The organism is Streptomyces sp. NPDC101490 (genome assembly GCF_044767145.1).
In the GTDB taxonomy this organism is placed as follows: domain Bacteria; phylum Actinomycetota; class Actinomycetes; order Streptomycetales; family Streptomycetaceae; genus Streptomyces.
On sequence record NZ_JBIWNI010000005.1, the window covers coordinates 1 to 17,300 of the forward strand.

Here is a 17,300-nt window from a genome sequence, read left to right on the forward strand (position 1 = left end):
GTGTTTTTACTTCAAAGGAACCTCGACCATCCGAAGATGGACGGGGTATCAACTAATCTGGCGTTGATTTTTGGCACGCTGTTGAGTTCTCAAGGTGCGGACGCTTCCTTCGTTCCTGTTTCCAGGCCCTCCGGGCGCTTCCTTCGTTTCCGACTCTATCAGATCTTTCCGATCCGATTTCCTCGGTGCTTTCCGGTCCCTTTTGCTTTCGCTCCGGGCCCTTCCTGCGTTTCCGACTCTATCAGACCCTTTCGGCCCTGACTCCCAGTCAGCGGGGTTTGTCTTTCCGGCTGTTGGGCCGTTCCGACGTCTCGAACTCTAGCGGATTTCCCCGGCGACCCATAATCGGGTCATTCGAAATGAATTCCGGCACGCCGAAATTGATCCCGGTGGGGAGATCGTGCTGAGTAAGAGGTGCCGCTAACAGCGGCTGAGTGGCTGCCGAAGAACCGTTCCGGCTCTGTGACAACTCGGAGAACATTACGCATCCGGGAGGGGCGTGTCAACCCTGGTCCACGGGCCCGGTGGACCAGGGCGTTCAGTCCAGGTCGGTGAGGCGGCCGCCCGCGTCCGGCTGGGTCAGCTCCACGCGGCGCAGCAGACGGATGAGGATCTCGCCGAGGACACCCCGCTCCTCTCCCGTGAGGTCCTGGAGCAGGTCCTCCTCGAAGGCGGTGGCCATCCGCATGGCCTCCAGCCACTTCGTACGGCCCTCGTCGGTGAGCTCCACGATCACACGGACGCGGTTGTTCTCGTCGCGGTCGCGGGTGACCAGGCCCTCGCCGGCCATCCGGTCGATGCGGTGGGTCATCGCCGCCGGGGTGAGGCCGAGCCGCTTGGCCAGTTCGCCGGGACCGAGCCGGTAGGGCGCGCCGGAGAGGACCAGGGTCTTGAGGACCTCCCACTCCGCGTTGCTGATGCCGAGGTCGGCCAGCTGGCGTCCGTACGCCACGTTCATCCGGCGGTTCAGCCGGCCGAGGGCGGAGACGACCTTCTCCACCTGGGGGTCGAGATCGCGGAACTCGCGCTGGTAGGCGGCGATCTGCTCGTCGAGGCTCGGCTCCTGGGGAGCCGCAGGACCGGACCGCTCAGTGGTGTCGGACATGCGGCCGAGTATTCCACGGTCTCCGTTGGCGTTGAAGTCCTTCGGTGTGTACTGTTAACACGTTAACTTTAGTGTTGAAGTCTTCAAGGCTCAGGGGTACACCTCTGAACCTGCGACCGGAAGTGGGTGAGTGTGACCAAGGCGAGGGGCGCTGCGATGCGCCGTATTCAGGCAGGCAGCGCGCTGAGCGCGTTCGGACTCGGCTTCACCGTGCCGTACCTCTATGTGTACGTGGCGCAGGTGCGGGATCTGGGCGCGGCCACGGCGGGCATCGTCCTGGCCGTCTTCGCCATGGCCGCGCTCGTGGTGCTGCCCTTCAGCGGGCGCGTCATCGACCGGCGCGGGCCCGTGCCCGTACTGCTCGTGGCCTCGGCGACGGCGGCCGTGGGCGCCGTGGCGCTGGGCTTCGCGTCCAGCGTGCCCGCGGCGGTGGGTGCGGCGGCGCTGCTCGGTGCCGGTACCGCCGTGCTCCAGCCCGCACTGGCCACGATGATCGTCTGGTGCTCGACCCCGGTCGGGCGGACCCGCGCGTTCGCCATGCAGTTCTTCCTGCAGAACCTCGGGCTCGGGCTCGGTGGCCTGATCGGCGGGCTCCTCGTGGACACCAGCCGGCCGGGGAGCTTCGTCCTGCTGTTCTCCATCGAGGCCGTGATGTTCCTGGTGCTCGCGGTGGTCGTGGGGACCGTGCGGATGCCCGGCTCCCCGGCGCTGTCGGACAGCCGACCCGCCGAGGGTGGCAAGGGCGGCGGGATGCGCGCGCTGCTCGGGCACAAGGCGATGGTGCAGCTGTGCGTCCTCGGCTTCGTCCTCTTCTTCGCCTGTTACGGACAGTTCGAGTCGGGCCTGGCCGCGTACGGCACGGAGGCGGCGGGCATCCAGCCGTCGACGCTGGGCATCGCGCTCGCCGCGAACACGGCGGTGATCGTGGCCGCGCAGTTCCTGGTGCTGAAGTTCGTCGAGCGCCGCAAGCGGAGCCGGATGATCGCGGCCGTGGGTCTGATCTGGACCGTGGCGTGGCTGATCGCCGGGTACGCGGGGCTGGGGAACGGCAGCCAGGCGATGGCCACGGCCGCGTTCATCTCCACGTACGCCCTGTTCGGACTCGGTGAGGCGATGCTGTCGCCGACCGTGGCCCCGCTGGTCGCGGACCTGGCCCCGGAATCGATGGTCGGGCAGTACAACTCGGCGTTCGCGCTGGTCAAGCAGTTGGCGCTGGCCGTCGGTCCGGCCGTGGGCGGTCCCATGGGGGCCGCGCTGCACGGTCCGTACATCGTGACCTTCGTGCTCTTCTCGCTCGGCATCACGTTCCTCGCGGTGCGGCTCGGCAAGCAGCTCACGCCGGAGCAGAACCAGCCGTCGCTGGCCCTGCGCCCGTCGAAGGTCGTCGCCCGGCACGAGCCCGTACGCGACAGCGAGACCGCTTCCGCCTAATCGCGGAGGGCTAGTCTCGGAGGGCGAACTCGCACCAGACCGCTTTGCCGCCGCCAGGAGTGCGGCGGCTTCCCCAGGACGAGGCGATCGTCGCGACGATGGAGATCCCGCGACCCGCCTCGTCCTCCGTTTCGGCCCGGCGGCGGCGCGGCAGGTGGTCGTCGCCGTCGGTGACCTCGATGATCAGGCGCCGGTCGGTGCGGCGCAGCCGCAGCCGCATGGGCGGGGTGCCGTGCTGGAGGGAGTTCCCCACCAGTTCGCTGGTGGCGAGGACGCCGAGGTCGCGGAGTTCCACGGGGAAGCGCCAGGACGACAGGACGCCGGAGGCGAAGGCACGCGCGCGGGGAGCGGCCTCGACACCGCCGAGGAGTTCCAGGGCCGCGTTGTGGAACAGCTCCGCGTCGGAGCCTCTGCGGGACGGGTGCTGGACGACGAGGACCGCCACGTCGTCGTCGTGCTCGGCGGTGACGCCCAGGGAGCGGAGCAGCCGGTCGCAGACCACCTGCGGGCTGCCGTCGGCGCCGGAGAGGGCGCGGGCCAGTGCGGCGACGCCCTCGTCGATGTCCTCGCGGCGGCGCTCGACCAGGCCGTCGGTGTAGAGGACGGCGGTGGAGCCGGGCGGCAGGGCGATGGAGCCCGAGGTGTGGAGCCAGCCGCCGGTGCCGAGCGGGGGTCCCGTCGGGTCCCCGGCCTGGCGGACCCCGCCGTCCTCGTCGCGGACGAGGATCGGGAGGTGGCCCGCGGAGGCGTAGACCAGCTTTCCCTCGTTGGGGTCGTGGATCGCGTACACGCAGGTCGCGATCTGGCTGGCGTCGATCTCGGCGGCGAGACCGTCGAGGAGCTGGAGCACCTCGTGCGGGGGCAGGTCCAGGCGCGCGTAGGCCCGGACGGCGGTGCGGAGCTGGCCCATGACGGCGGCGGCGCGCACGCCCCGGCCCATCACGTCCCCGATGACGAGCGCGGTGCGTCCGGCGCCGAGGGTGATCACGTCGTACCAGTCGCCGCCGACGGCCGCGTCGGTGCCGCCGGGCTGGTAGGTGGCGGCGATCCGCAGGTCGTCGGGCTGCTCCAGTTCCTGCGGGAGCAGGGAGCGCTGGAGGGTGACGGCGGTCTCGCGGTGGCGGCGCTCGCTGGTCCGCAGCCGCTCGGCGGCCTCGGCGTGGTCGGTGACGTCCGCCGCGTGGACGAGGACGCCGCCACCGTCGACGCGGGGGCTGTCGACGGGCAGGCAGGTGACCGTGTACGAGCCGCCGTCCCGGGTCCTGCGGGACTTCACCGTGCGGGGCTTGCCGCTGCGCAGGACCTGGTCCATGAGCGGCAGCAGGCCCAGCTCCTCCGCCTCGGGGCAGGTGTCGGCGACGGTGGCGCCCGAGGGGCGCGGTCCGAAGGCCGCGGCGTACGCGTCGTTGACGTACGCGATGCGGTGCTCCGGGCCGTACGCGAGGGCGATCAGGCCGGGGAGGCTGCCGAGCAGCTCCCGTACGGCGAAGTCCTCCAGGGTGGGGACGGCCGCTTCGGCCGCTTCGGCGGTGAGCTGCTCCCGCTGCCGCGCGTACTCACCGCGGGCGGCGGGCACGGAGCCTTCGCTCCCCCGCGCCGCGCGTCGCTGTGTGCCGGGGAGACGGGCGCTCCAACGGGTGAAGTTCACGGATCTGTATGCCTCGTGGTGTCGGTGCCGTGCAGAGTCACGCTGTGCAGGGGTGAGCCCACCTATGGTCACACGTCCAGTGTGGACGAGTGCACTGACAGTGATGTCAGGACGACCGCTCGTCGTCGTGGTCGGGCGGCGGTGCGGCTGCCAGTTCGAATTCGGCGCGCGGGTGTTCCAGTGAGCCGAGGGAGACGATCTCCCGTTTGAACAGGCCCGACAGGGTCCACTCGGCGAGGACCCGGGCCTTCCGGTTGAAGGTGGGCACCCGGCTGAGGTGATAGGCGCGGTGCATGAACCAGGCCGGATATCCCTTGAATTTGCGTCCGTAGATGTGGGCCACGCCCTTGTGGAGACCGAGGGAGGCGACGGAACCGGCGTACGCGTGCGCGTACTCCTTGAGCGGCTGCCCGCGCAGGGAGGCCGTGATGTTCCCGGCGAGGACCTTGGCCTGGCGGACCGCGTGCTGGGCGTTGGGGGCGCAGGCCGCGCCGGGTTCTCCGGCGGTGACGTCGGGGACGGCGGCGGCGTCGCCGGCCGCCCAGGCGTGGTCGACGCCCTCGACGGCGAGCCGGGCGGTGCAGCGGACCCGGCCGCGCGCGTCGAGCGGCAGACCGGTCGCGGCGAGGACGGGGGCGGGCCGGACGCCCGCCGTCCAGACGACGGTACGGGTGGGCAGCCGGGTGCCGTCGCTGAGGACGGCGACGCGGTCCTCACAGGATTCGAGACGGGTCTCCAGGCGTACGTCGATGTTGCGGCCGCGCAGCTCGCGGACGGCGTACCGGCCCATCTCCTCGCCGACCTCGGGGAGGATGCGGTCCGCGGCCTCGACCAGGATCCAGCGCAGGTCCCCGGGCTTGACGTTGTGGTAGTACCGCGCCGTGTAGCGGGCCATGTCCTCCAGTTCGGCGAGCGCCTCCACTCCCGCGTACCCGCCGCCGACGACGACGAAGGTGAGGGCGGCCTCGCGGACGGCGGGGTCGCGGGTCGAGGAGGCGATGTCCATCTGCTCGATGACGTGGTTGCGCAGCCCGATGGCCTCCTCGACGGTCCTGAAGCCGATGCCGTGGTCACGGAGGCCGGGGACCGGGAGGGTGCGGGAGACGGAGCCGGGCGCGAGGACGAGTTCGTCGTAGGGGAGGGCGACGGCTCCGACCCCCTCCTCGGCGGTGGCGAGGGTCGCCAGGGTCGCGATCCGTTTGGTGTGGTCGACGGACCGGACCTCGCCGATGACGATCCGGCAGCGGTCGAGGACCCGGCGCAGCGGGACCACCACGTGGCGCGGGGAGATCGAACCGGCCGCCGCCTCGGGCAGGAACGGCTGGTACGTCATGTACGGCTCGGGGGTGACCACGACGATCTCTACGGCACCGGCTCCGAGTTCGGCCCTGAGCTGCCGCTGGAGGCGCAGCGCGGTGTACATGCCGACGTAGCCACCGCCGACGACGAGGATGCGCGCAGGTTCGGTCACTGTCCCATGACGCACCGCCGTCCGTTGTTTGTCCACAGGCCCGGCAGATTGTGTGACGAGAGGGGTACGGAGGCGCGGGGTGGCGCGCGCGCCGGGAGCGGACGCAACCACGCAGGTCACGGCGGCCGTACCGGGTTGTGAGGGGGGTCGGAATCGGGAGTGATCCGGTCCTTGCTCCGATCGGGGGGCGCACCGTACGGAACTCCCCCTTCTGAATTGACCGCGACTCAACTATGTTCGTACTTCGTCGGGGTGTCGGTGGGGAGCGCGTGGACCGATGCGCTCGCAGGCCGGAAGTCCCGTTTCAGGGCGGGGAGTCTCCGGGGGGAGACACCATGAGCGGGGGAACGCTTATGCAGATTCAGGATTCACGCTGGCAGTCGGGTGCCGGTACGGCGACCGTGGACGACGGGTTCCACGCGGGCGCCGGTGGCGTCGACGCACGGGTCGGCGCGCCGGCCGGTGGCCGGTCCGCGCCGCTGCGGGTGGACGCCCAGCGCAATCTGGAGCACGTACTGCGCGCCGCGCGCGAGGTGTTCGGCGAGCTGGGCTACGGGGCTCCGATGGAGGACGTGGCGCGCCGCGCCCGGGTCGGCGTCGGTACCGTCTACCGGCGTTTCCCCAGCAAGGACGTGCTGGTGCGCCGCATAGCCGAGGAGGAGACCTCCCGGCTGACCGATCAGGCGCGGGCCGCGCTCGGGCAGGAGGACGAGCCGTGGTCGGCGCTCTCCCGGTTCCTGCGGACCTCGGTGGCCTCGGGCGCGGGCCGTCTCCTGCCGCCGCAGGTGCTGCGGGTGGGTGTGGACGACTCGGTGGTGCTGCCGTTCTCCGACGGCACGGACGACGCGGCCCGGGTGCCGTACCAGCGGGGTGTCGGCGAGCCCGGCGACCCGCGCGTGGTCGCGCCGCGCGCCGTGCCCGCCGGTGAACGGGACGACGCGGGGGCCTCGGAGCTCCTGGAGGTCGTGGGCCGGCTCGTGGACCGGGCGCGGGAGGCGGGTGAACTGCGGCCGGACGTGACCGTGTCGGACGTGCTCCTCGTCATCGCCACCGCCGCCCCGGCGCTGCCGGACGCGGTCCAGCAGGCGGCGGCCTCGTCGCGCCTGCTCGACATCCTTCTCGAAGGGCTGCGCTCCCGGTAGAGGAGCGGTACGAGGGCCGGTCGGCGCGGCGGTCCGGTCCGGTGCGGGTGACCTTCTTGGTGCGGTGACCTTCTTGGTGCGGTGACCGTGTCCGTACGGACGGGTGGCCGTGCCGGTGCCGGAGAGCGCCCCGGTCCGGGAGAGCGTCCCCGGTCCGGAGGCCGCCTCCGTGCCGGGTGCCTGATCTCGCCCTCGTAAGTCTTCGGTCTCCTTCGGTCGCCGGAATCGGCCGACGATCGCGGGAATCGGCCGGGGTTCCTGTGTCCCGTCGGTCGTGGGCGTGCCGGAGGTGTTGGTGCGCCGGGAGCTCCGGGGCGCGGGGAGTTCCTGTGCGCCGGGCGCGCACCCCGTGGTGTTCGCGGGCTCCGGGGTGGCTGGGGGAGGTCGCCCGTGCGTCCGGGCGGACCAACCGGCATGACACGAACGTGTGAGCGGTTACGCCCGGCCATGTGAAGTCGCCCCGGACGAGTGGTAAGTGGACGCGGCGCTTCGGCGTGCCCGCGCTCTGTGGCAGGCTTGACCGGTGTTCGGGTCCGAGCGTGCGTACGGGGGCTTCCGCGATGAGCGGTGACAGTCGGGACGATCCACTGGGCGGAGGCGGCGCGGAGACCGGTGGCCTGCCCTCCCGGCAGGTGCCGAACCAGGGCGGGCCGGGCGGCCAGTCCGGCGCCCCGGACACCGGCACGGCCGGAGCCACGCCCGGTGCGGGCGCGCCCGGCACGGACCCTCGGGAACTCGGCACCGACCCGCCGGACCACGACGCGGACGCCAGCGTGCCCCCCCAGCGGGCCGGGCACTCCCCCACCACCGGATGGGGACCCGGCCCCGACAGACCCTCGGGCACCGAGGGCACTCATCCCGGAGCGACGGCTCCCGGGGGCGTCGCGGGGGCGTCCAACGGGAGTTCCGGCGAATACGGGGCAGGCGGCGGAGACGGGGCAGGTGGCGGGGACTTCGGTGACAAGGGCTTCGGTGCCGGGTACCCCCGTGCCGGTGGCTCCGGTCCGGACGGCCTCACTACAGACAGCGCCGGTACGGACGGCTCCACCGCGGAGAGCTTCGGTGACGAGGGCGGGGAGCCCGACACCGTACTGCCGCCGCCGCTCGAACTCCCGCCCTCCGACTCCGAGCTCGTCCAGCTCATGCGGGACGGCGACGACTCCGCGTACGAGGAACTGTTCCGCCGCCACTCCGACGCGGTGCGCCGGTACGCCAGGACCTGCTGCCGGGACGCGCACACCGCCGACGACCTGACCGCCGAGGTCTTCGCCCGCACCCTCCAGGCCGTCCGGGGCGGCGCCGGACCCGAACAGGCCGTGCGCGCCTATCTGATGACCACCGTCCGGCGGGTCGCGGCGACCTGGGCCAGGACCCAGAAGCGCGAACACCTCGTCGAGGACTTCGCGGTCTTCGCCGCCGACGCCGCCCGTACCTCCGAGGTCTCCGACCAGGACACCCTCGACCTCGGCGCCGACGTCCTCGCCATGCACGAGGCCGAACAGTCCCTCGCCATGCAGGCCTTCCGCTCGCTGCCCGAGCGCTGGCAGGCCGTGCTGTGGCACACCACCGTCGAGGAGGAGTCCCCGAGCGAGGTCGCCCCGCTCTTCGGGCTCACCGCCAACGCCACCGCCGTCCTCGCCAGCCGCGCCCGCGAAGGCCTCAAGCAGGCCTACCTCCAGGCCCACGTCAGCCAGTCCCTGACGGCGGGCGGCGACTGCGCCCGCTACGCCGACCGGCTCGGCGCCTACGCCCGCGGCGGTCTGCGGATGCGCGCCGAGCGCGGTCTGCGCAAGCACCTCGACGAGTGCGCCCGGTGCAGACTCGCCGCCGGTGAACTCGCCCACGTCAACGCGGGCATCCCCGCACTGCTGCCGATCGCGGTCATCGGCTGGTTCGCCGCCGGGTACTCCCTCAAGGCCGCCGGGGTCGTCGCCGGTGGCGTCGCGGGAGCGGGCGCGGCCGGTGCCGCCGCGGCCGCCACCGGGTCCACCGGCACCTCCGGCGGCGCGGCCTCGGGCGGCGCCGTCGCCGAGGGCCTCGGCGCACCCGCCAAGGCGGGCATCGCCGCCGCCGTCGCGGTCGCCGCCGCCGCCGGGCTCGTCTGGGCGATGAGCGGGAACCCGCAGCCGGTCGCCGCACCCCGGCCCGCCCAGCCGGTCGTCACCCCCGTCGTGCCGGCGGCTCCCGCGCCGCCGCCCCGGGCGACGCCGAAGCCCGTACCCCCGCCCCCGCCCGTACCGACCGTGGTGCCCGCGCCGACCCCGACGCCCACCCCCAGCCCCGAGACGCCGTCCCCCACACCGACGCCGACCCCGCCGCCGGAGCCGACGCCCCCGCCCGAACCCAGCCCCACCCCGACGCCCACACCCACGCCCAGCCCCGAGACACCGTCCCCGGAGACGGCCCCGACGACGCCCCCGCCCGAGCCGCCACGCGTCTACCAGATCAGCGAGCTGGAGTACGGGATCTTCGGCGACGGCACCAAGCCCGAGGTCTCCCTCTCCGACAGCGGCTGGATGTGGCAGCGGGAGAACCTGTCGATCGGCGGCACCCCGTACGCGCACGGGGTGAGCGTCCACGCGCCCTCGTCGCTGCTCATCGACCTGAACCGGCAGTGCGCCCAGTACGACGCGGTCGTCGGCATCGACGATCTGAGCGCCCTGCTCGGCCTCGGCGGCGTCCGCTTCTCCGTCTACGGCGACGACGAGCGGCTCTGGCGCTCGGACGTGGTCCGGGCCGGTGACCCGCCGGTCCCGGTGCGGGTGGACATCTCCGGCCGCCGCACGATCCGGCTGGTCGTCGAGGAGCGCACGCCGTTCGGCCGGGCCGTCGTCGCCGACTGGGCGGAGTCCCGGATCAGCTGCTCCTGACCACCGACTCCGCGAGGGCCAGCACCTCGTCGACACCGAGGCCCGCGCCCGCCGCGCGGGCCTCTGCCACACCCGCCGGGCCCAGCGCCGCGAGCGCCCGCTCCACCACCTCACCGGCGTCCCGCGCCCTCGGCACCGAGCGCGGCCCCCGGCCCGGCCACTCCTCCACGGCGGCCAGGACCCGTATCGCGGGACCCGCCGCGCCCGCCTCCGACAGGACGACGGCGAGACCCTCGGCCAGGCCCGTGGTGATGAACTCGGCGGACTCCGCGTCCCGTGCGACGCGCAGCGCCTCCACCGCCGTGGCGACCGCCACCGCGCCGGGCCCCTCCTGCGACCGCACGCGGGCCGTGAGCCCGACCATCACCGCCGCGAAGTGCGGCGGCGGCGCACCGGTCGCCACCGTGGCGCCCGCCGTCTCCAACTGGGCGCGGGCCTCCGCCGTGGCACCCCGGTGGACGGCGAGGGTGGCGCGCAGGAAACACACGTACACGCCGGAGTCGCGCACGTGATGGCGCTCCGCCTCGTGGGCGGCCTCGTCCAGGCCCCGCTCGGCGGCCTCCGTGTCGCCCATGCGGAAGGAGAGCTCGGCCAGACGGGCGAGGAGGAACGGGGACTCGGCGTGCGCGCCCACCTCGCGGGCCAGCCGCAGGCCCTCCACATACGCCTCACGGGCCTCCTCGCTGCGCCCGCGCATCATGTGGGCCTCCGCCGTGGCGCTGGCGATCTGCGCTCCCATCCAGCGGTCGCCGACCCGGCGGGCGAGGACGGCCAGCTCGGCCAGGTCCTCGTCGACGCCGGGCATACCGCCGGGCATGTCGACGACCATGTGCGTACGGAACATCAGGCTGACGCCGATCTCCCAGTCACCGCCGTACCGCCTGCAGTTGGCGACGGACTCGTCGAGGAGCCGGCGGATCACGGCGGGTTCCTCGGTGAGGTACGAGGTGAACGGCCAGAGCAGGCCGGGGAACCGGGCGGCCTCGGGTCCCGGGCGGGCCCCGAAGGCCTCCCGCACCCGGCGGACCAGCGCGATCGTCTCCGGCTGCTGGAAGTCGCCCATCGTGTGGCTCTCGACCGCGAGGAAGAACTGGAGCATCCGCAGACGCATCCGGGGCCAGTGCCGGGGGTCGTCCTCGTCGTCCGGGTCGGTGCCGAGGGCAGCCGCCCGGTCGGCCCAGTTCAGGCCCTCGGGACGGTAGTTGCGCAGCCACCAGAACCAGCCCATGGCGAAGACGAGCCGGTGGGCGGCCGCCTCGTCGGGGGCGGTGACGAGGGTGCGGTGCAGGGCGGCCCGGATGTTGTCGAGGTCGCCCTCGATCCGCTCGATCCACGGAAGCTGCCCGGCGGACCGCAGCTGGGGCTCCGCCGCCTCGGCGAGGGCGGTGAAGTGGGCGGTGTGGACGGCCTCGGCGGCGGCCAGCAGCTCCGGGGTCCCGGCGGCACGCTCGGCCGCGTACTCGTGGATCGTCTCCAGGAGCCGGTAGCGCATCTCGCCGCCGGTGGCGGGGGCGGCGACGACGAGGGACTTGTCGACCAGGGCTCCGAGGACGTCGGCGGCGCGCGGGGAGAGCGCCTCGGCGGCGGCTAGGTCCCAGCCGCCCGCGAAGACCGAGACCTGGCGCAGGAGGGTCCGTTCGTCCTCGTCGAGGAGGTCCCAGGACCAGTCGACGACCGCGCGCAGGGTCTGCTGCCGGGGCAGCACGGTGCGGGAGCCGGAGGTGAGGAGCCGGAAGCGGTCGTCGAGGCGGTCGGCTATCTGTCTGGGGGTGAGCAGCCGCAGCCGGGCCGCGGCGAGTTCGATGGCGAGCGGGAGCCCGTCGAGGCGGCGGCAGATCTCGTCCACGGCCGCGCCGCCGTCCCGGGCCAGGTCGAAGGAGGGGCGGACCGCGCGGGCCCGCTCGGTGAAGAGGCGGTGCGCGGGGTCGGGCGGGAGGGGCTCGACGGGACGCACGGACTCGCCGGGGACCCCCAGGGGTTCGCGGCTGGTGGCGAGGACGCGGAGGCCGGGGCAGTGGACGAGGAGGGTCTCGGCGAGGGCGGCGGCCGCGTCGATCACGTGCTCGCAGTTGTCGAGGACGAGGAGCAGCGGGCGGCGGGCGAGGTGCTCGACGAGACGGGCGGCGGGGTCGTCCTGGAGTCCCGTGCCCTCGCGGTTGATCAGGTTGACCTCGCGCAGGCCGAGCGCGGAGAGGACGGCGCCGGGTACGGCCCCGGGGTCGTCGAGCGGGGCCAGCTCGGCGATCCAGGCGGCGGGGCCCTCGGCGCGCAGCGCGGCCTCCTCCGCGAGCCGGGTCTTGCCGGAGCCGCCGGGTCCGGTGAGCGTGACGAGCCGCGAGCGGGCCAGTTCGATCCGCAGCGCGGCGAGTTCGGGCTCCCGCCCGACGAAGGAGGTGAGCCGGGGGCGGATGTTGCCGGGGGTGGGGGGCTGGGCGGGGCCGGGGACGGCCGTCCGGTCGGGGACGATCACCCGGTGGGGGGCGGTGGCCGGGTGGGGGACGGGGGCCCGGTCGGGGTCGGGGGCAGGGCTGGTGCCCCCGCCGGGGCCGGGGCCGGGTCCGGGCGCCGTGCTGGGCCCGGGGAGTGGGGAAGGGGCGGGCGTACGGGGCGAAGGCGCGGGTTCCCGGGGCGGACGGGGGTCGGGGTCCGGCTGGAGCCGGGGCCGGAGGCCGGGTGGGGCGGCGGGCTCGGTGGGGCTCGGGAGCTTGTCCGGACACGGGCTCGGCGGCTTGCCCGGGGAGGTGCTTCGGGGTGCGTTCGGGGAGGGACCCCGATGCGGGCTCCGGGGGATGCCAGGGGCGCGCCTCGGGGAGCTGTTCGAGGGTGGGCTCGGGGGCGTGCCCGTGAGGAGTGCGCGGTGGAGGGCGGTGAGTTCGGGCCCCGGGTCGGCGCCGAGTCCGTCCGCGAGGGTGCGGCGGGCCGCCTCGTACGCGGTGAGGGCGTCCGCGTGCCGTCCCTCGGCCCGCAGGGCGCGTATGAGGTGGGCGCGGAAGGTCTCGTCGTACGGATACGTGGTCGTCAGCTCGGACAGTTCCGGTACGAGTCCGTCGGTGGCGCCCCGGCGCAGATCGGCCTCGACGCGCCGCCGGAGGGCCGCGAGCCGCTGGGCCTCGGGGCGGACCCCCGCCGGGTCGGGCAGATCGGCGAGGGCGGGGCCGCGGAAGAGCGCGAGGGCTTCTCCGAGGAGCGCGGCGGCGGTGTCGGGGTCGCCCGCGTCGAGCCGGGCGCAGGCGTCCCGGACGCGGCGCTCGAAGACGTACAGGTCGATGTCGTCGGGGGTGGCGACGAGCCGGTAGCCGGGTCCCGGGGTGGAGACGACGGCCTCCCGGCCGAGGACGCGGCGGAGGCGGCCGACGAGGGCCTGGAGTGCGGCGGGGGCGTCCTGCGGCGGTTCGTCGCCGTACACGTCGGCGGCGAGTTCGCCCGTGGAGGCCGCCCGTCCGCCGCGCAGGGCGAGCGCGGCGAGCAGCGCGCGCAGCCGGGCGCCGCCGAGGGGGAGGGGCGTGCCGTCGGGACGAAGGGCCTCGGTGGTGCCCAGGATGAGATACCGCACCGGCTCATTGTGTCCGGTGGTCCGGGCGCGCGCCTCGGGGTTTACCCCGGAGTGTCCCCGGTACGGCCCCGGGGGCGTGCGCGCGGGGGCGCGTGGGGCGTGTGGCACCGGAGGCGGGACGCGAGCGGGTCCACGCGGGCGTACGACGCTGGGCGGAAGCGGGTCCACGCGGGGCACGGCGCCGGACGCGAGCGGGTCCACGCGGGGTGCGGAAGGGAAGGGGAAGCGGGAGTGCGCCGGACGCGTACGGGGCGGGGAGTACGGCCTCCGGGGCTCTGGTGGCCCGTCAGTCAGGCGTGGGCGTCCCTCGCTCGCGTACGAGCTTCCGGACGCGGGTGGGACCCGGACGCGGGTGCCCTCCGAAGAGAGCGGCTCCTGACGCGGGTGGCCTCTGGAGCGAGTGGCCTCTGCTGGCGGCCCCGAGGGGGCGGTCTCCGGACGCGTACGGCCGCTGAAGAGCGGGCGGCCCCGTATGCGGGCGGCCCCCGGGGAGCGGGTCACCCCCGGACGGGGGCGGGTCGGGTCAGAACGCGCCGGTGTCCAGGTCGAAGCCGAGGGGGGCGGGGAGCGGGACGACCGTCCCCAGCTTGTGGACGTGCTTGTGGGTGTAGTCGTCGCCCTGGGGTTCGGCGCAGACGACCGCCTCACCGGCCTCGCGGTCGACGAGCAGGTACAGGGGGATGCCCGCGCGCGCGTAGGCCCGGATCTTCTGTACGCGGTCACGGCTCGCGGTGGAGGAGGAGGTCACCTCGGCGACGAGGAGGACGGGGCCGGGAGCGTGCCACTCCTGCTGGTCGTCGAAGCTGCCCTTGGGGGCGATGACCAGATCGGGAATGACCCGGACGGCGTCGGTGGTCCCGGGGAGACTGAGGCCGATGCCGGTGAAGTTGCGCAGTTCTCTGTCGGCGCGACGGGCGATGACCTGCTCCACCACCTCGGTCACGATCTCCTCGTGCTCGCCATTGGCCGGAGGCACCACGTAGATCTCTCCTTCGATCAGCTCCACGCGCCAGCCCTTGGGTGCCAGCGCACTGAACAGCTCGAAGGTCTCTCCGACACTCGCGCCCTCGTGGTCGGGCGTGCCCGGGGAGAACGCTTCTTCCGGAACCGGCAGGGGCATCGCCATGCTGGACCTCCTTCGCTCGGTGCGACGCTCTCAGCTTAGGGCGGGCGGTCCCGCCGGGTCGGGAACCGCTTCACCCGAACGAGCGTGCTGAGACGTTTCCGCCGTTCCCGGCCCCACAGGCCCTCACAGCCCGGCGCGCCTCACGCCAGGAGCGATCTCGACGCCGGGACCAGGGGGCCCTGGACCGCGCGGTGGGCGCGGGGTTCGGTGGTGCTGGTCCAGCAGGAGCCCCGGCGGGCCAGGAGGCGGCGGAGCCAGAGTTCGGTGGAGACGAGGTCGGCGAGGCCGTCGAGCGGGACGGGAGCGCCGTCGGCGGCGGCGCGGAGGGCCTCGCGGACGACCCTGGCCTCGACGAGGCCCGCGTCGGCGAGCAGCGGGGCGTCGAAGAGGGCCATGAGGTGGGGGAGCGCGGCGCGCAGCCCCGCGCGGGCGGCCTCGGCGGGGACCGCGGGGTGCGGGGCGCCCCAGCCCGGCGGCAGTTCGTGGACGCCCGCGCCGGAGAGGACGGTGCGGAGCACGCCCGCGCGTGCGTCGGGCTGGACCCGGAGCGATTCGGGGAGCGCCCGGCAGGCACGGACGACCTGGTTGTCGAGGAAGGGGGCGTGCAGTCGCTGGCCCCGGATCTCGGCGGCCTGTTCGAGGACGCGGTGGTCGGCGGCGGCGCGGACGAGGGCGGCACGCGCGCGTGCCTCGCCCGGCCGCTGGACGGAGGCGGGCAGGGTCGCCGCCCGGTGCAGACGAACCGATACTTCGGCCAGGGCCTCCCCCGTCAGCCAGCGCGCGGCGGGCCCCGGCCGCGACCAGGCCAGGGCGGACAGGGAGGCGCCCAGCGGGCCGAAGTCGTCCTGGGGGGCGCGGTTCGCCTCCAGGACCCGCCGGGCGGCGGCCTCCAGGCCCGTGCGGTACGGGGTGCGGGCCAGTCTGCGGGCCGCCCGGTAGACGGTCAGCGGCACCAGGAGCGAGCCCGCCGAGGGCCCCGAGGCCTTGGCGAGCGCGGTCACGGGACGGACCAGGGACCGGCGTCTGCGGTCCATCAGGAGGTCGGCGAGGCGCGCGGGGTGCGCGTCGAGGACCTGTTTGGCGCCCATGCCGGTGAAGTGGTCGGCGCTGCCCCCGGCGAGCCGTCTGCGGTGCCGTTCGGCGGAGACGAGGGCGGGGCCCGGCTCGTCGGTGAGCGGCCCGTCCAGCGCCGCGTACGGCAGGGCCTCCTCGCCCGCCGCGACGACCACGTGGTGCAGGCGCGGGTCGGCCGCCAGCTCGCCCGCCCGTTTGAGTTCCTCCGCGCGGCCGGACCCCGCGCGCGTGGCGAGGTCGTTGAAGGTGACGGCGAGGAGCCGTTCGCCCGCTCCGGTGCCGTGTCCGGTGATCGTGCCGGGCACTCCGGGGAGCCCGGCGGCGAGCAGGGCGAGGGTGCCGGAGGCGCTGCCGCCGGAGAGGTCGGCGCCGATGCCGGGGGCCGGGCCGGCGCCCCGGGCGGCCCGCCGGTCCGCGGGTCCCATGCCGGGGACGGGTCCGGGGTCGGGCAGGGGGGCCTCGGGGGCGTGCCGGGGTGCGGTGAGCCGGGCCCGTACGGCTTCGACGAGGGCGTCCCGTACGCCTTCGACGGCCTGTCGGGGGTCCGTCTCGGGGGCGGCGACCGCGAGCGAGGCGACCTGCTCGTATCCGGTGATCTCGCGGGCGCCCTCGCGCAGGATCAGGGCGTGGCCGGGGGGTACCCGCCGGACCCCTTCGTAGGGGGTGGTGTCGCGCAGGGCCTCGGGGGTCTCGGGGCAGGCCAGGAGGGCGGCGAGGTGACCGATGTCGAGCTGGGCCTCGACGAGGTCGGCGAGCGGCAGGGCGGCGGTGGCGTAGGCGGTGCCGCCCGCCCAGGGGGTGTGGAAGACCGGCCGGGCGCCCGCGACATCACCCGTGACGGTGACGCGTCGACCGGCTTTGACGACCGCGGTGTAGCTGCCGGGCCAGGCGGTGAGGTGGCGCAGGGCGCCGCCGCGCGCGGTGAGCAGGCCGATGCGGAGGTCCTCGTCGCTCGCGGCGCAGCAGCCGAGGACGGCGAGCCGGGTCCGGTCGTCGACGGCGATCACGCGGACCTCGTCGGGGCGCCAGTCGCCGACCGCCCACAGCGGGTCGGGGTCGCCCCAGAGGAGTTGTGCACCCACCGGTTGCACCGTGCGCCCCTCGGTGGCGGTGGTGGGGCCGGTGCCGGGGGTCCGGGTGCCCCGGCCGTCCCCGGGCGTGCCGTGCGCGCCGCTGACGTACCCGCCCCGCTCGTCGCCGTAGCCACCGGGGCCGCCGTAGCCGCCGGGCCCGGCGCCGTACCCGCCCCGACCGCCGCCGGGGCCGTCGTACCCGTCTCCGTACCCTCCGCCGTACCCCTCGCCGTGTCCCGGGGGGGAGCCGTACGGGCCGCTCGTCGATCCCGTCCGTGGCCCGGGGGCGGCGGCGAGGTTCGCGGCGGCACTGCTCCAGCCCACCAGCCATCGCATCGGCGCCTCCACGTCCGTTCCGGTGGAAGACATGCTGCCACGACAACGGCGCACGGGGCGGAGACGGGGTACAGGGGCGCGAAAGGTGAATGCGCCCCTGGCATGGGCCAGTTGGGCACCGACGTCATTCGGCCAAATATCGCCCCTGCCCCGAGGGGCGGGAAGGCGCGCGGGCACGCGTCGGCGCGCCCCGGCGACGGCCGGGCGTCCGGCAGTCCGGGGGGCACGCGCGCCCCCCGGAGCCGTTCGCCGCCCGCGGGGAATGGGGCGGCGATGTCCCCCAGCCCACTGGTCCGGGACACCGCTCCCGGTCGAACGGGCCGACCCACGCGCTGTTCATGGAAGCGCTCTCCGGCCGGAGACGACGAGAGCGCACGGCCGGGCGCACGGCCACACGGCGGGAGCACGGGCCGGACGGCCAAGACCGATCGTCGGTCGTTCACACAACAATCTCGCCATACGGAACACCGC

At 74.5% G+C, this 17,300-nt stretch carries 9 protein-coding genes; 3 read left to right on the plus strand and 6 right to left on the minus strand.

Translation table 11 applies throughout. The features are described 5' to 3' along the window. Window positions 1-538: 538 nt before the first annotated feature. Complete coding sequence (locus ACIRQY_RS13045; RefSeq protein ID WP_351789913.1) at window positions 539-1,105, minus strand: MarR family transcriptional regulator; 567 nt, start codon at window positions 1,103-1,105, stop codon at window positions 539-541. Between the two features lie 156 nt (window positions 1,106-1,261). Between ACIRQY_RS13045 and ACIRQY_RS13050 the strand changes: the two genes are divergently transcribed. Beyond that, window positions 1,262-2,536 (plus strand): MFS transporter, encoded by a 1,275-nt coding sequence (locus ACIRQY_RS13050; protein WP_351789910.1) that lies wholly within the window; start codon window positions 1,262-1,264, stop codon window positions 2,534-2,536. A gap of 10 nt (window positions 2,537-2,546) precedes the next feature. Here the strand turns inward: ACIRQY_RS13050 and ACIRQY_RS13055 are convergent, their stop codons facing one another. Together ACIRQY_RS13055 and ACIRQY_RS13060 are read right to left on the minus strand one after the other, a co-directional pair. After that, complete coding sequence (locus tag ACIRQY_RS13055; protein WP_351789907.1) at window positions 2,547-4,184, minus strand: SpoIIE family protein phosphatase; 1,638 nt, start codon at window positions 4,182-4,184, stop codon at window positions 2,547-2,549. A gap of 106 nt (window positions 4,185-4,290) precedes the next feature. Beyond that, entirely contained in the window at window positions 4,291-5,655 is a 1,365-nt protein-coding gene (locus ACIRQY_RS13060) for an NAD(P)/FAD-dependent oxidoreductase (RefSeq protein ID WP_403924722.1), read from the minus strand. A 353-nt stretch (window positions 5,656-6,008) separates the two neighbouring features. Between ACIRQY_RS13060 and ACIRQY_RS13065 the strand changes: the two genes are divergently transcribed. Both ACIRQY_RS13065 and ACIRQY_RS13070 read left to right on the plus strand, forming a co-directional pair. After that, a complete protein-coding gene (locus tag ACIRQY_RS13065; RefSeq protein ID WP_403924724.1) occupies window positions 6,009-6,797 on the plus strand; it encodes a TetR/AcrR family transcriptional regulator in 789 nt (262 codons plus the stop codon). Between the two features lie 560 nt (window positions 6,798-7,357). Then, the gene (locus ACIRQY_RS13070) at window positions 7,358-9,667 is read left to right on the plus strand and encodes a sigma-70 family RNA polymerase sigma factor (protein WP_403924726.1); all 2,310 of its coding nucleotides are present in this window, start codon (window positions 7,358-7,360) and stop codon (window positions 9,665-9,667) included. Here ACIRQY_RS13070 and ACIRQY_RS13075 read toward each other — a convergent pair. The 3 genes from ACIRQY_RS13075 to ACIRQY_RS13085 form a co-directional block, all read right to left on the minus strand. Then, window positions 9,654-13,220: an AfsR/SARP family transcriptional regulator gene (locus tag ACIRQY_RS13075; protein WP_403924728.1), complete on the minus strand. Its 3,567-nt coding sequence runs from the start codon at window positions 13,218-13,220 to the stop codon at window positions 9,654-9,656. The genes ACIRQY_RS13070 and ACIRQY_RS13075 overlap by 14 nt on opposite strands. Before the next feature lie 523 nt (window positions 13,221-13,743). Next, a complete protein-coding gene (locus tag ACIRQY_RS13080) occupies window positions 13,744-14,340 on the minus strand; it encodes a Uma2 family endonuclease (RefSeq protein WP_403925336.1) in 597 nt (198 codons plus the stop codon). A gap of 146 nt (window positions 14,341-14,486) precedes the next feature. Continuing rightward, complete coding sequence (locus ACIRQY_RS13085; protein ID WP_403925339.1) at window positions 14,487-16,829, minus strand: asparagine synthase-related protein; 2,343 nt, start codon at window positions 16,827-16,829, stop codon at window positions 14,487-14,489. Window positions 16,830-17,300 lie beyond the last annotated feature (471 nt).